The organism is Janthinobacterium sp. EB271-G4-7A (assembly GCF_020858075.1).
Classification (GTDB): domain Bacteria; phylum Pseudomonadota; class Gammaproteobacteria; order Burkholderiales; family Burkholderiaceae_D; genus Janthinobacterium; species Janthinobacterium lividum.
This window is the reverse complement of record NZ_JACYMI010000002.1, coordinates 513,691-526,566: the sequence shown is the minus strand read 5'-3', so window position 1 is coordinate 526,566 and position 12,876 is coordinate 513,691. Positions and strand designations below refer to the sequence as shown.

Below are 12,876 nucleotides of genomic sequence, written 5' to 3'. Positions count from 1 at the left end.
ACGAGGCGCCGGCCCCGTTCAAGACTAGAACAAGCTCTCTTTGACATACACGACATCATCGACCTGCAGCATATCGTCATGCTTGGCTTCAAGAATCTGCAGTTTGCCTTCCGCATCGCGGCGCTTGATGCGGATGCCGCGTTCCGTGCCCCGCTGCGTCAAGCCGCCCCCTGCGGACAAACCCTGCAACACGGTCATCGAACGCTCCAGGCGGAATGGGCCAGGACGCTGGACTTCGCCATAAATATAAAAGCGTGGCGCACGCTCGACAAAAATCACGTCGTTGCCAGCCACATCAAGGTCTCGGTTCAAATCGGCGCTGCGCACCATTTCCACGATATCGATCACTTCCCGGCTGGTCTTGCCATCGCGTTTGCGGATCAGGTTGATCGAATCACCGCCATCGGCGCTGACGCCGCCAGCCATGGCCAGCATATCCATCACGCTGCGGCGCCCTTCGATCGGATAGCGTCCCGGACGGTTCACCTGGCCCAGCACCGACACCTGCTGGCTTTGCAGCGAAGTCACGATAATGTTGACCTGTGCCTTGCGCAGGAAACCGCCGCTTTCAAGCAAGCCGCCCAGTTTCTTTTCTGCCGCGGAAACCGACAAGCCGCCGAGCGCCACGTTGCCAACCAACGGGAAGGTGATCTGCCCAGCTTCGCTGATGCGCGTCTCCAGCGCCAGGTCAGGACTGCCATACACGGAAATTTTCAATACATCGCCCGCACCCAGCTGTACATCGGCGGCACTGGCAACCCCCGTACCAATGGCCAGCAACAGGGTCAGGCACCACATGACAAGTCGTTTCATGATTCGTTCAATCCATAATGAGTTGCTTAACTTAAAATGCTGCGGCTTATTTCAAGCCAGCAACGCCACGATCATTCGATTCCGAAGAACTCGGTGCCGGTGCCGCCGGCGCCACCGGTACGCTTGGTGCTGGCGCGACAGGCGTCGCAACGGCCGGTGCCGCAGCCGGCGCACTGGCCACTGCCGATGCCGATGCCGAGGCGCCATTCTTGTTCAGGTACTCGATCTTGGCGGCGGCACGCAAACGTTTCAGTTCAGCATCGGCTGCATCCTTGTTTTTCTTGTTGAACAAAAATTGTTCAATTTGCGGTGCGGCTTGTGCCAGGGTCACGGGATTGTCGCGGATATCGGCCAGGGAAATGAGCAAGGTGCGGTCGCCCTCGCGGATGATGAACAACTGACCCTTCGGCATCGACAGCAATTTCGCGCTCAGCTCCGGCGCCAGGTCGGCGCTGGTGCGCGAGAGCTGGGTACGGGCAAACTTGACCTTGTTTGTCTCAAGCCAGGCCGCTACGTCGTCGAGTGTCTTGGCACTGTCCATGGCCGCCTTCAACTGGTCGTTCATGTCGGCACTGGCAATGATCAGTTCGCGCATGTCGAACTGCTTGCGTTCGGTGAAAAATTGCGGGTTCTTCTGGAAATACTCTTCCACTTCCTGCTTGGTGGGGCGGGTGATCGTACCGATGCGTTTTTGCATGTAGGCTTGCGCGACGATCAGTGCCTTGGCGCGCTCGATCGCCTGCACCACCTTGGGATCGCGGTCCGTCTTGTCCTTGGCCGCCTCATTCTGCAGCAATTGGCGGTCGATCAGCGATTCCAGCAACTGCTTGCTGGCCGCTTCCTGTTGCGCAGCCTGCACATTGGCGCGCTGCATTTCTTCATTGAGCTGAAGGACGGTGATTTCTTCCCCATTCACACTCGCCAGCGCCTGGCCGGCCTTTTTTTCTTTATCGCCACAAGCAGACAATCCTGCGACGGCCAGTACTACCAGGCCTGCGCACAGCAGGCGGGAATGCGTGGCGGATTTGCTCGAGGGCACACGGGCGATTTGCGCTTGGTTCAAAATGACTCCTTCAGTTCAGGTAAGGAAATCCGCTGACAGCTTTGTGAGCGTGATGATAACTCACTTAACAACAAAACATTGTCAAAAAAACAGATTTCGATTGAAATTATGGGCTTGCGACCACATGATTGTCAATATTATAAATATGATACACAGTGTACTAGCTTGCTAGGAAACTATTTGCTTAAAAAACTATTAAAAGGTCTTAAAAACAACTGTTTCATCAGAAACACAATCCGTGCAATCGCCAAGCCTCAATAAATAGTTTTCACAAGGCAATATTTCTCGCACAGCGACGGGCACTTGCATGACGCCGCACAATAATGGAAGGCGGGCCAGCATGGGAAAGCGGCAGGGATGGGGCCGGTGCTTTGGGAACAGTATCAATTGAACAGCCGCCGTGCGCCATGCGGGCCGGGCGCGGCGACAGCGGGCATGCCACGGGGCACAAGCTGGCCCGCCGCCAGGCAGGCGGAGCATGTCACCGTGCACATCATGTCGCCGTGCTTGCCTCATAGGATCGTCTGGCTCGTCGAATCACTGTTCGGCCGGCTCCAGGAACCGGCTATTGGACATCTTGCATGATTGCGCCATTTTAACGCGTATTAATTCTCCGCAAAAAATATTCAAGCCTGGTGTGGCGGCCCGCCATCGGTCCACGTTCAATGCGCGTTGTCGCGCTTCAGCACCACCTTGACGGTGCGCAAAATGATCCACAAGTCCAGCCACAGCGACCAGTTGCGCAGATAGTCGAGGTCGAAATGAATGCGCGCCTCCATCTTGTCGAGCGTCTCCGTCTCGCCGCGCAAGCCATTCACCTGCGCCCAGCCGGTAATGCCCGGCTTGACCTTGTGGCGCAGCATGTAGCCCTTGATCAGCTTGCGGTACTGCTCGTTGTGCGCCACCGCGTGCGGACGGGGCCCGACAATGCTCATCCTTCCCTGCAGCACGTTAATGAACTGCGGCAGCTCATCGAGCGAACTGCGGCGCAGGAAGCCGCCCACGCGCGTCACGCGCTGGTCGTTCTTGGTTGCCTGCACCACCTTGTCGCCATCCTCGCTCACCGTCATCGAGCGGAATTTATACACAATAATTTCCTCTCCATACAGGCCGTAGCGGCGCTGGCGGAAGATCACCGGCCCCTTCGACGTCGACTTGACGGCGATGGCGATGACCAGCATAACGGGCAGCAGCATGATCTGGATCAGCAGGCCCAGCACGATGTCGCTGCCGCGCTTGACCATGCTGTTAAAGCCCGTGAACGGCGATTCGCGGATGGCGATCACCGGCATGCCGCCCACATTGTCGAAGCGCGCCTGCATCAGGTCGAAGATATAGATATCGGGCAAGAAGTACACGGAAGCCGTCGTATCCTGCAACTCATCGAGCATCTTGCGGATGCGCGGCTGGGCCGAAATGGGCTGGCTGATGAATATCATCTTGATATTGTGTTCGCGCACATAGGCGGCAATATCGGCCATCTTGCCCAGCATCGGTTCGCGCATCGTCTCCGGCCAGCGGTCATCCGTACGGTCGTCAAAAAAGCCCCGCACGCTCATGAACAGATTCGGGTTGCGCTCCACGGTCGCGGCAAACTTCAGGCTGGCGTCATTGGCGCCGATGATGACGACCGAACGCACTTCGCTGTCGCGCCCGGGGTCGGCCACCATGCGCCGTGCGGCAAGATGACTGAGCAGCAATATGAATGGCGTCAGCATGAACCAGGCCAACACCAGCTCGCGGTCATAGTGAAACGCCAGTCCCGTCGCCGAACCCAGGAATACCAGGATCAGGGCCGTGATGCCCCAGCTGACGAAGATATCACGGGCATAGGCCAGCATGCGACCGCTGCGCCAGGTACGATAGGGATCGACATACTGGAATACTGATGATGAAATAAAGAACGCCAGGATCATCAGTACCAGCGAGTAACCGGTAAATGGCGAACCTGACAAGGCGGACAGCAGATACAGCGTGCCCATGATGATCAATGGGTCGAGTATGCGCTGGAAAAACGAGATCAGGGGTATATCATTAACCGTCATATTACACTCAGAACTGAACACTGGCGCTGAAGGAAACGCCTTTGGCGCGGTAGCTGCCTGTATTAATAATAGGGGCGCCCTTGCGGGTATCGCGGAAGGCATTCAAGCCCAGCTGGATATTCGGCCGCGGCGCATAGGTCAGCCCCAGCGACTCCGTATGTGTGGAGTCCGTGACATCGACAGGAAAGACCAGCCCGCTGGCAGCGGAAAAATCGCGTTTCTGGCGCCGCACTTCGGCATCCATGCGCACCTTCGACGAAATATCCCATGCAGCGGCCACGCTGGCGCCGTTATTCAGGCTGCTCGATACCAGCGCGCTTTCCACCGCGCCAAATTCGTGCCATAAGTTGCCCGTAAAGCGCACTTTCCCCAGCGGTGCCCAATTGACGATCAGGCGTCCGTTCGCGCCTTTCGAATCACGTCCCGAAAAGGAGGCATAGCCGCGCCGGACCCAGCCGGCGAGCAACTGCACCTGCGTCACCTGGCTGTAGCGCCAATAGATATTCGCCTTCACCTCGTCCTGGGTATAACCATCCACCAGGCTAAATTGCGAACCGGCAAGACGATTCGGATAATTGCCCTTCAAGTGCCGCAGCTGCACCCCGATCTTGCTGCCGCTCGAAGCCAGGTAATCGAGCCCCAGTTCGCTCGCATCCTCGACGCGATTCGCATAACTGAGGCGTGAAAGGTCATAGTAATAGCGCTCGCGGCTAACGCCACCGCGCAGGCGCCAGCTCGGATGAAACAGCCAGCCGCCGTCGAGGTAGGTCCTGTGCCGCGTACGCATATTGCGATCCGTACCTGTGGTTTGAAAGTCGCTGAATGGCGTCAGGGTCTCCGAATAGGTCGCTCCCGCATGGCCATCCAGGTGATTGCCAATATGCCACTCCAGGTCGGCCTGCAAATCCTTGCCGTTATAGTTCAAGTCATCGAAATGCTGGAACGATACCCGCGACCACTTGGCTTGTCCGCTCAGCACCTGGCGTCCAATCGGCCGGTTGAACAGAAAGCCGGCCTGGATCTGGCGCGAAGTATCGGAACGGGGCCCAGTGTAGCCAGGCGTGTTGTCGTCAAGACGCAAAAGGTTGTCATCATACGAATATGACGTGGCCAGGAATGGGAAAATCGTGTCGCTCCATGAGGCAAGAGCAGCCGGGCTGGCCATGCTTCCCAGCAACAATAAACAACCGGCACGCAATGCTGATGCAGCCGGAAAACGGCGTGATGCAGCAGCAAGACGGTAACTGTCATCGACATCTTTTTTTTGCGGGGAATTCAACATAGGTATTCTCTTTGATAGAGCAAACAGTTGATTGGCAATATTACCAGTAAGTCCAGTATCCACCGGAAACAATCCAGAGACCCAGTACGCCATTCGTGACGCCGTGCGCCAGGATGGGCGACCACAATGACTGACTGCGCATATAAAGCAGTGTATAGGCGGCACCGGCAACAATGCCCGCCAGCCACAAATTATGTTCAAAGCCAAACAACACGACGCTGATGACAAACGCCTTGGCACTGGCCAGGCGTGGCTGGAATTTCAGGAAATCAGGGGCATCGATCCAGCGCAGCAGGAAGGAGCGCCAGAACAGCTCTTCCATCACGGGCACCACCAGGGCGGCGCCGGCGATGCGCACGGCCACCAGGCTCCACTCGATCCGCCCCTCATTGCGGGGGTCGAAGCCGTCGGCACTGCCGATCGTCATCCAGCCCGCATCGAGGTTGATCCACAGCAGGAAAACAACAATGCCGGTCACCAGCGCCACGGCCAGCGCGCGCGCGCCCAATGGCACCCTGGCCAATTCCGTATAGCTGCGGCGCCAGTACAGCAGCATGCCCAGTACGACGCCGATCTTGACGGCATACAGCCAGCGCAGGTCCTGCGCGGCAAAGCCGAGCCGGCCCAGCATGTCGGCGATGAAGATGAAGGAAAGGTAGGCGAGGAATGGCGCTACCCGGGGCAAGGCGGCGCGGTCAAACATGCTGATGCGCACTGGAGGCGGAACCACGCGCCGGACGCCGTGGTCCGGAGCGCGTGCTTTTAATAACAAACATGCATCCCCCGATGTAAAAAATATAATTATATAATTATATCAAGCTGAACCGTTGCCGTGGCAAATAATCCTAACTTAATTACAACAGGAGAGGTGGAAAACAATCAACCGTTGGCGCGCGCCTCGATCTGCTCCCACTTTTCCAGCGCTTCCAGCAGTTCGCCTTCGATCTCGGCCACGCGCGCATTCAGGCGTTTGCCTTCGGCCGGCGTCTTCTTGTAGAAGTCCGGGTGCGACAGCTCGGCGGCCAGCACCGATTGCTCGTCTTCCAGCTTGGCGATCAGTTTCGGCAACTCTTCCAGCTCGCGCTGTTCCTTGTAGCTGAGCTTTTTCTGCTTGGCGGCCGGCGCGGCAGCCTCGACCTTCACGGCCGGCTTGCTGGCGGGCGCCGTGGCGATCGGCAAGGTGCGCACGCGCTCCCAGTCCGTGTAGCCGCCGACGAATTCGCGCCACTTGCCCTCGCCTTCGGCAACGATCACTTGCGTGACCACGTTGTCGAGGAAGGTGCGGTCATGGCTGACAAGGAAAACAGTGCCCGTGTATTCTTCCAGCAACTCTTCCAGCAACTCCAGGGTATCGATATCCAAGTCATTGGTCGGCTCATCGAGCACCAGCACGTTGGCCGGCTTGGCGAACAGGCGCGCCAGCAGCAAACGGTTGCGCTCGCCACCGGACAGCGACTTGACGGGCGAACGGGCACGCTCCGGCGCGAACAGGAAATCGTTCAGGTAGGTCATCACGTGACGGCGCTGGCCATTGATCTCGACCCAGTCGCTGCCTGGCGCGATGGTTTCCATCAGGTTTGCCTCTTCGTTCAGCTGCGTGCGCATCTGGTCGAAGTACGCCACTTGCAGCTTGGTGCCCAGGCGGATGGTGCCCGTGTCCGACTCTTCCTGGCCCAGGATCATCTTCAGCAAGGTGGTCTTGCCGGCGCCGTTGGCACCGATCAGGCCAACCTTGTCGCCGCGCAGGATGGTGGCGCTGAAATCCTTGACGATGACCTTGTCGCCATAGATCTTCGAGACGTTTTCCAGGTCCGCCACGATCTTGCCCGAGCGTTCGCCGGCCGATACGTCCAGCTTGACCTGTCCCTGCTGTTCGCGGCGCGCATTGCGCGTCAGACGCAGTGCTTCCAGGCGGCGCACGCGGCCTTCGTCGCGCACGCGGCGGGCCTTGACGCCCTTGCGTATCCACACTTCTTCCTGCGCCAGGAACTTGTCGAACTTGGCATTTTCCACTTCCTCGATTTCCAGCTGCTCCGCCTTGCGGGTCTGGTAAGCCGTGAAGTTGCCCGGGTACGACAGCAAACGGCCGCGGTCGAGCTCGATGATGCGCGTAGCAACATTGTCGAGGAAGGAGCGGTCATGGGTAATGAACAGCACGCTACCCTTGAAGTCGCGCAACAAGCCTTCCAGCCACAGGATGGAGCTGAAGTCCAGATGGTTGGTCGGCTCATCGAGCAGCAGCACGTCGGGTGCCGAGACCAGCGCGCGCGCCAGCGCCACGCGCTTTTGCATCCCGCCGGACAGGGTTTTCATCAGCATGTCGCCCGTCAGGTTCAAACGGTCGAGCACGGTTTCCACCTTGTTCGGCAAGCTCCACGCATCGGCCGCATCGAGTTTGACCTGGATGTCGTGCATGCGTTCCATCAGTTCGTCGTCATTGCCCTGGCCAAACTGGCCCGTCAGCGCATCGTATTCCTTCAGCCACGCCTGCGATTCGCCCATGCCGGAAGCGACGGCGTCGAACACGGACATGTCCGGGTCGAATTGCGGTTCCTGCTCCACATAGGCGATCTTGATGCCTTGCTGCATGACCAACAAGCCGTCATCGAGCTTGAACTTGCCCGAAATGACTTTGAGCAGCGAGGATTTGCCCGTGCCGTTGCGGCCAATCAAGCCGACCCGCTCCGAGGTTTCCAGTGAAAATTCCGCGTGATCGAGCAGCGCGACGTGACCGAACGCAAGTTGCGCCGATGAAAGAGAAATGACAGCCATAATGAGTAAGAGTGCTCGGGCGCCGCCTCGCGCGCACCGCGTGGTGCGCCAAACAGCCGCCGATTAGATGAATGAAGCACGCATTGTACCGACAACTCGGCACCACCAGTGCATTGCGGCCAGCATAAACTCAGGCCACCGGCGCGCGTTGCGTGGAATGTGGTGTCGCCAGCAGGAATCGAACCTGCATTTAAGTCTTAGGAGGACCTTGTACTATCCATTGTACGATGGCGACACGCGCAGCGGCATTATACAGGCAAGCGCCTGCCATTAACAGCCTGGCGAGCGGGCGGTGCCACTTCAGGCAACGCGTGCCGTAGCCCTGCCGCGCTGGCGCACCAGCAACACAAGCAATCCTGCCAGAAGCAGTCCATAGGTGGCCGGCTCCGGTACGGCGCTGATGGTAAATACCTGGATGGCGCCGAAGGTCACATCGTTGCCATGCCACGTGGAGCCATCGAGCAAACTGAGGCCTGTCAATGACTGCCCAGGGTAGTTATAGGTATACAAGAAAGAGCTGCCGCCATGCGTGAGGTCTTGCGGCACATACAAATCATGCCCATAGCCGAATGTCGGGCCATAATTGGACTGATTGTAGGTCTGGTCCTTGCCGATACCGTCACCGTTGAAATACTGCGGCAGTTGCTGCAGCCTGAAGCCGGCAGTCAGATTGAACAGGAAGGCCGTGCGTTGGCTGTCATCCATGGTGACATGCATGCCATCGGTGGAGCTCCAGCTTTGTGGATTGTAGCCGCCCACCAGCCACGTCTTGCCCGATGAATTCGTGGCCTCCATGACGGAAAAGGTGCGTCCCTTGCCATCGGATGCCTTGTGAAAGTCCAGCGAAGTGTCGCCCGCTGCCTTGCTGTAAATGTTCGTCAGCGCCAGATTGCCTTCACCGAGCCAGGTTTCCAGTTGCGCCTGATAGCCGGGGGACAATAGCGACGTACCGGGCCCCGCCTGCGCGCCCAGGCAAAAACCCATACTGGCCACGGCCAGCACCACACTTCTTGCCGTTCTGAAATTATTGCGCATCCTCTACCTCGACTGTCAGTATTTAAAACCGGTCTATGTTCCGGTTGCCAAATATAACACGATAGATAATGTTTTTATATTTATTATTTAGATGCCGATATACAATATTTCATAGCAGAAATTCAGTCAGGCAGCACCGCCGTCACTTCGATCTCGACCTTCGCCCTGTCTTCGATCAGTCCCGCCACCTGCACCGCCGTCATGGCCGGAAAATGCTTGCCGATCAGCTCGCGGTAGGCAAGGCCGATTTGTGGATATGCCGCCACATATTCCTTCTTGTCCAGTACATACCAGTTCATGCGCACGATGTGCTCGGGCAAGGCGCCCGCCTCGGCCAGCACGGCGACGATATTTTGCAAGGCCTGGCGCACCTGTGCCGCAAAATCGTCCGTGTGGAACTGGCCCTGCGCATCCCAGCCTATCATGCCGCTGACGTACACCGTGCGCCCGCTGGCGGCAATGCCATTCGCATAGCCGCGCGGCCTGGCCCATCCCGGTGGTTGTAACACTTGCATATTGTTGTCCTCGTTGTTCATGCGTCCGCTGCCTCGCGCAGCAGTTCGCGCGCGATGATCAGTTGCTGTACTTCGCTGGCGCCCTCGTAGATGCGCAAGGCGCGGATTTCGCGGTACAGGCGCTCGACCGGATGATCGCTGACCACGCCCATGCCGCCAAACAGTTGCACGGCCGCGTCGATCACCTGCTGCGCCGTTTCCGTGGCCGTCAGCTTGGCCATGGCCGCCTCCTTCGTCACCTTGCGGCCCTGGTCGCGCTGCCAGGCGGCGCGGTAGGTGAGCAGCGCGGCCGCGTCGATGCCGGTGGCCATCTGCGCCAATTTTGCCTGCGTCAGCTGAAAGTCCGCCAGGGTCTGGCCAAACATCTGGCGCTTTGTCGCGTGGCGCAGCGCTTCGTCGAACGCGCGCCGCGCAAAGCCCAGCGCTGCGGCGGCGACCGAGGTGCGGAACACGTCGAGTGTCGCCATCGCCACCTTGAAGCCCTGCCCCGCCTCTCCCAGGCGCTGCGACACGGGCACGCGGCAATTGGCAAAGCGCAGGCGCGCCAGCGGATGCGGCGCAATGACGGCGATGCGCTCGGCGATTTCCAGCCCGGGATTGTCGGCATCGACGATGAAGGCGCTGATGCCGCGCGCGCCCGGCGCCTCGCCCGTGCGGGCGAACACCACGTAAAAGTCGGCGATGCCGCCGTTCGATATCCACGTCTTTTCGCCATCGAGCACATACTCGTCGCCATCGCGGCGCGCCGCGCACGCCATGGCCGCCACGTCGGACCCGGCCTGCGGCTCGGACAGGGCAAAGGCGGCGATGCGCTTGCCGCTGGCCACGTCCGGCAAATAGCGCGCCTTGTTTTGCGCGCTGCCGAACAGGCCGATGGCGCCCGAACCGAGTCCCTGCATGGCAAAGGCGAAATCGGCCAGGCCGTTATGGCGCGCCAGGGTTTCGCGCATCAGGCAAATGGTGCGCGTATCGATCTTGCCATCGGTGCCCGTGGCATGCGCCAGCCAGCCGCCCTGCCCCAGCTGCGCCACCAGCGCGCGGCAAGCCGCATCGACGTCGGCGCCGTGCGCGTCGTCCAGGTGCTGCGTCGCCCAGGCATCGAGCTCAGACTCAAGCTCGGCATGCCGCGCTTCGAAAAACGGCCAGTCCAGGTAAGTCGTATCGCGTGTATGTTGCATCTTAATCGCCCTCGAATTGCGGTGTTTCTTTCGCCACGAAGGCGTGATAGGCGCGGTGGAAATCGTTGGTGGCCATGCAAATGGCCTGCGCCTGCGCTTCCGCTTCGATGGCTTCATCGACACCCATGTTCCATTCCTGCTGCAGCATTTTTTTCGTCATGCCGTGCGCAAACGTGGGACCGCTGGCCAGGCCGGCGGCGAACAGCTGCGCCGCCTGCGCCAGCTCTTCCGGCTCGACGAGGCGGTTGAGCCAGCCCCAGCGTTCGCCCTCCGCCCCTGGCAAGGAGCGTCCCGTATACAGCAGCTCGGCGGCGCGGCCCTGGCCGATCACGCGCGGCAGCAAGGCGCAGGCGCCCATGTCGCAGCCGGCCAGGCCCACGCGGGTAAACAGGAAAGCCGTCTTGCTGCGCGCCGTGCCGATGCGGATATCGGAAGCCAGCGCCAGCATGGCGCCGGCGCCCGCGCAAATGCCGTCGATGGCGGCGATGATGGGCTGCGGGCAGGCGCGCATGGCTTTCACCACGTCGCCCGTCATGCGGGTAAACGCCAGCAGGCCTGGCATGTCGAGCTGCGTCAGGGGGCCGATGATGTCGTGCACGTCGCCGCCCGAGCAAAAATTGTCGCCGCTGCCCGTGATCACCACGGCCTTGACGTCGTCCGCATGCGCCAGCGCGCGAAACAGCGCGCGCAGTTCCGCATATGAGTCAAAAGTGAGCGGATTCTTGCGCTCGGGCCGGTGCAGGGTCAGGGTGGCGACGCCTGTGTCGACGGAAAACAGGAAATGCCGCGCGGCGTAGCCAGCCAGGCTGGCGCGGTTGCCTGGCAGGTCTTGCGGCTGACCGGGTAGATGGCGCATGGTCAATCCTTGAGGGAAGTGTTATTCAACTGCTGCTTCATGTGCGACAGCAGGTCGATCAATTGGTTTTTGTCGTCCGGCGTCACGCCGTGCAGCAGTTCCGCGATCCAGCCTTCGTGCACGCGCGCCATCTCGTCGAACGCGCGCCGGCCGGCCGGCGTCAGCTTGACGCTGTACGAGCGGCGGTCCTTCGGATCGACCACGCGCGCCACGAGTTTTTCCTGCTCCAGCTGGTCGGTGATGCCCGTGATATTGCCGCCCGTGACCATCATGCGCTTGGACAGTTCGCCCATGCGCAAGCCATCGGGAAAGCGTTCGAGCTGCGCCATCAAGTCGAAACGGGGCAAGGTGATGCCAAAAGTGGCGCGCAAGCGCGTGCGCACCTCGTTTTCAATCTTGACCGTGCACGAGAGCATGCGCAACCACAGCTTGAGCGACTGGTGGTGGTCCTGCGTCAGCCGGCTCGCCAGGTCCAGCACGGGTTCTTCCGGTACGTTCTCGGTTTCTTTATCCATGGTCTTCATTCAGTTACATGACTTCGCCGCCGGCGACGGCGATCGATTGTCCATTCATGGCGGCCGACGCGGGCAGGCAGAGCCACGCTACCGCATCGGCCACTTCCCGTGGCTGCACCAGCCGCTGCTGCGGATTGCCGGCCGCCAGTTCCGCGCGCGCCGCGTCTTCGCCACGCCCCGTCTTGCGCACGATGTTTTGCACGGCCTGCGCCACCATGTCCGTTTCCGTGTAGCCGGGGCAGACGGCATTGACGGTGACGCCGTGCGGCGCCACTTCCAGCGCCAGCGCGCGCGTCAGGCCGATCACGCCATGCTTGGCGGCGACATAGGCGCTGACATAGCGATAGCCTTTCAAGCCCGCCGTCGACGCCACGTTGACGATGCGCCCCCAGCCCGCTTCCAGCATGGCCGGCATGGCCGCCTGGCAGCAGTGGAACACGCCCGTCAGATTCACGGCCAGCATCTGCTGCCAGATGGCCGCGTCCGTCTTGCCGAAGGGCGCCGCATGCGCCTGGCCCGCGTTATTGATCAAGATATCGATGCGGCCGAAATGCGCGGCAGCCTGCGCGAAGCCCGCCTGCACGGACGCTTCCACGGCCACGTCAAGCACGCAGATGGCGACCCTGCCCGCATGGCCCTCCTCTTCCAGCTGCATGCGCGCGCGCGCCAGCCGCGCGCCGTCGCGCCCGGCCAAGGTCACCCTGGCGCCCGCGTCCAGCAAGGCGCGCGCGCAGGCCAGGCCGATGCCGCTGCCGGCGCCCGTCACCAGCGCATGCTTGTCGATTATCGCTTGCGTCTTCAT

The 12,876-nt window shown here is 60.3% G+C and carries 12 protein-coding genes and 1 tRNA gene; all 13 read right to left on the bottom strand.

Annotation, left to right across the window (positions count from 1 at the left end; genetic code table 11):
• Positions 1 to 24 precede the first annotated feature (24 nt).
• The gene (gene epsE, locus IGS58_RS19920) at positions 25 to 813 is read right to left on the bottom strand and encodes a polysaccharide export protein EpsE (protein WP_070253535.1); all 789 of its coding nucleotides are present in this window, start codon (positions 811 to 813) and stop codon (positions 25 to 27) included.
• 46 nt (positions 814 to 859) lie between these two features.
• Positions 860 to 1,876 (bottom strand): EpsD family peptidyl-prolyl cis-trans isomerase, encoded by a 1,017-nt coding sequence (locus tag IGS58_RS19915; RefSeq protein WP_230522483.1) that lies wholly within the window; start codon positions 1,874 to 1,876, stop codon positions 860 to 862.
• Positions 1,877 to 2,538: 662 nt separating this feature from the next.
• Entirely contained in the window at positions 2,539 to 3,921 is a 1,383-nt protein-coding gene (locus tag IGS58_RS19910; protein ID WP_070253533.1) for an undecaprenyl-phosphate glucose phosphotransferase, read from the bottom strand.
• Positions 3,922 to 3,928: 7 nt separating this feature from the next.
• Positions 3,929 to 5,203 (bottom strand): XrtB/PEP-CTERM-associated polysaccharide biosynthesis outer membrane protein EpsL, encoded by a 1,275-nt coding sequence (gene epsL, locus IGS58_RS19905; RefSeq protein ID WP_070253532.1) that lies wholly within the window; start codon positions 5,201 to 5,203, stop codon positions 3,929 to 3,931.
• Between the two features lie 40 nt (positions 5,204 to 5,243).
• Entirely contained in the window at positions 5,244 to 5,933 is a 690-nt protein-coding gene (locus IGS58_RS19900; RefSeq protein ID WP_230522482.1) for a CAAX prenyl protease-related protein, read from the bottom strand.
• Positions 5,934 to 6,082: 149 nt separating this feature from the next.
• A complete protein-coding gene (locus tag IGS58_RS19895) occupies positions 6,083 to 7,975 on the bottom strand; it encodes an ATP-binding cassette domain-containing protein (RefSeq protein ID WP_034782110.1) in 1,893 nt (630 codons plus the stop codon).
• A 160-nt stretch (positions 7,976 to 8,135) separates the two neighbouring features.
• Positions 8,136 to 8,210 (bottom strand) — tRNA-Arg (locus IGS58_RS19890).
• 65 nt (positions 8,211 to 8,275) lie between these two features.
• Positions 8,276 to 9,010 (bottom strand): PEP_CTERM-anchored TLD domain-containing protein, encoded by a 735-nt coding sequence (locus IGS58_RS19885; protein ID WP_230522481.1) that lies wholly within the window; start codon positions 9,008 to 9,010, stop codon positions 8,276 to 8,278.
• Between the two features lie 122 nt (positions 9,011 to 9,132).
• Entirely contained in the window at positions 9,133 to 9,525 is a 393-nt protein-coding gene (locus IGS58_RS19880) for a RidA family protein (RefSeq protein WP_070253587.1), read from the bottom strand.
• A gap of 17 nt (positions 9,526 to 9,542) precedes the next feature.
• A complete protein-coding gene (locus IGS58_RS19875; RefSeq protein WP_230522480.1) occupies positions 9,543 to 10,703 on the bottom strand; it encodes an acyl-CoA dehydrogenase family protein in 1,161 nt (386 codons plus the stop codon).
• A 1-nt stretch (position 10,704) separates the two neighbouring features.
• The gene (locus IGS58_RS19870; RefSeq protein WP_230522479.1) at positions 10,705 to 11,559 is read right to left on the bottom strand and encodes an enoyl-CoA hydratase family protein; all 855 of its coding nucleotides are present in this window, start codon (positions 11,557 to 11,559) and stop codon (positions 10,705 to 10,707) included.
• Between the two features lie 2 nt (positions 11,560 to 11,561).
• Positions 11,562 to 12,074, bottom strand: a complete 513-nt coding sequence (locus IGS58_RS19865; protein WP_081345395.1) for a MarR family winged helix-turn-helix transcriptional regulator — start codon at positions 12,072 to 12,074, stop codon at positions 11,562 to 11,564.
• Positions 12,075 to 12,087: 13 nt separating this feature from the next.
• Entirely contained in the window at positions 12,088 to 12,876 is a 789-nt protein-coding gene (locus tag IGS58_RS19860) for an SDR family NAD(P)-dependent oxidoreductase (RefSeq protein ID WP_230522478.1), read from the bottom strand.

Excerpts from the sequence above, each read along its gene's own strand:
- epsE (WP_070253535.1), bottom strand. The coding sequence starts at position 813 with ATGAAACGACTTGTCATGTGGTGCCTGACCCTGTTGCTGGCCATTGGT.
- IGS58_RS19910 (WP_070253533.1), bottom strand. The coding sequence starts at position 3,921 with ATGACGGTTAATGATATACCCCTGATCTCGTTTTTCCAGCGCATACTC.
- epsL (WP_070253532.1), bottom strand. The coding sequence starts at position 5,203 with ATGTTGAATTCCCCGCAAAAAAAAGATGTCGATGACAGTTACCGTCTT.
- IGS58_RS19895 (WP_034782110.1), bottom strand. The coding sequence starts at position 7,975 with ATGGCTGTCATTTCTCTTTCATCGGCGCAACTTGCGTTCGGTCACGTC.
- IGS58_RS19885 (WP_230522481.1), bottom strand. The coding sequence starts at position 9,010 with ATGCGCAATAATTTCAGAACGGCAAGAAGTGTGGTGCTGGCCGTGGCC.
- IGS58_RS19880 (WP_070253587.1), bottom strand. The coding sequence starts at position 9,525 with ATGCAAGTGTTACAACCACCGGGATGGGCCAGGCCGCGCGGCTATGCG.
- IGS58_RS19875 (WP_230522480.1), bottom strand. The coding sequence starts at position 10,703 with ATGCAACATACACGCGATACGACTTACCTGGACTGGCCGTTTTTCGAA.
- IGS58_RS19870 (WP_230522479.1), bottom strand. The coding sequence starts at position 11,559 with ATGCGCCATCTACCCGGTCAGCCGCAAGACCTGCCAGGCAACCGCGCC.
- IGS58_RS19865 (WP_081345395.1), bottom strand. The coding sequence starts at position 12,074 with ATGGATAAAGAAACCGAGAACGTACCGGAAGAACCCGTGCTGGACCTG.
- IGS58_RS19860 (WP_230522478.1), bottom strand. The coding sequence starts at position 12,876 with ATGAAGACGCAAGCGATAATCGACAAGCATGCGCTGGTGACGGGCGCC.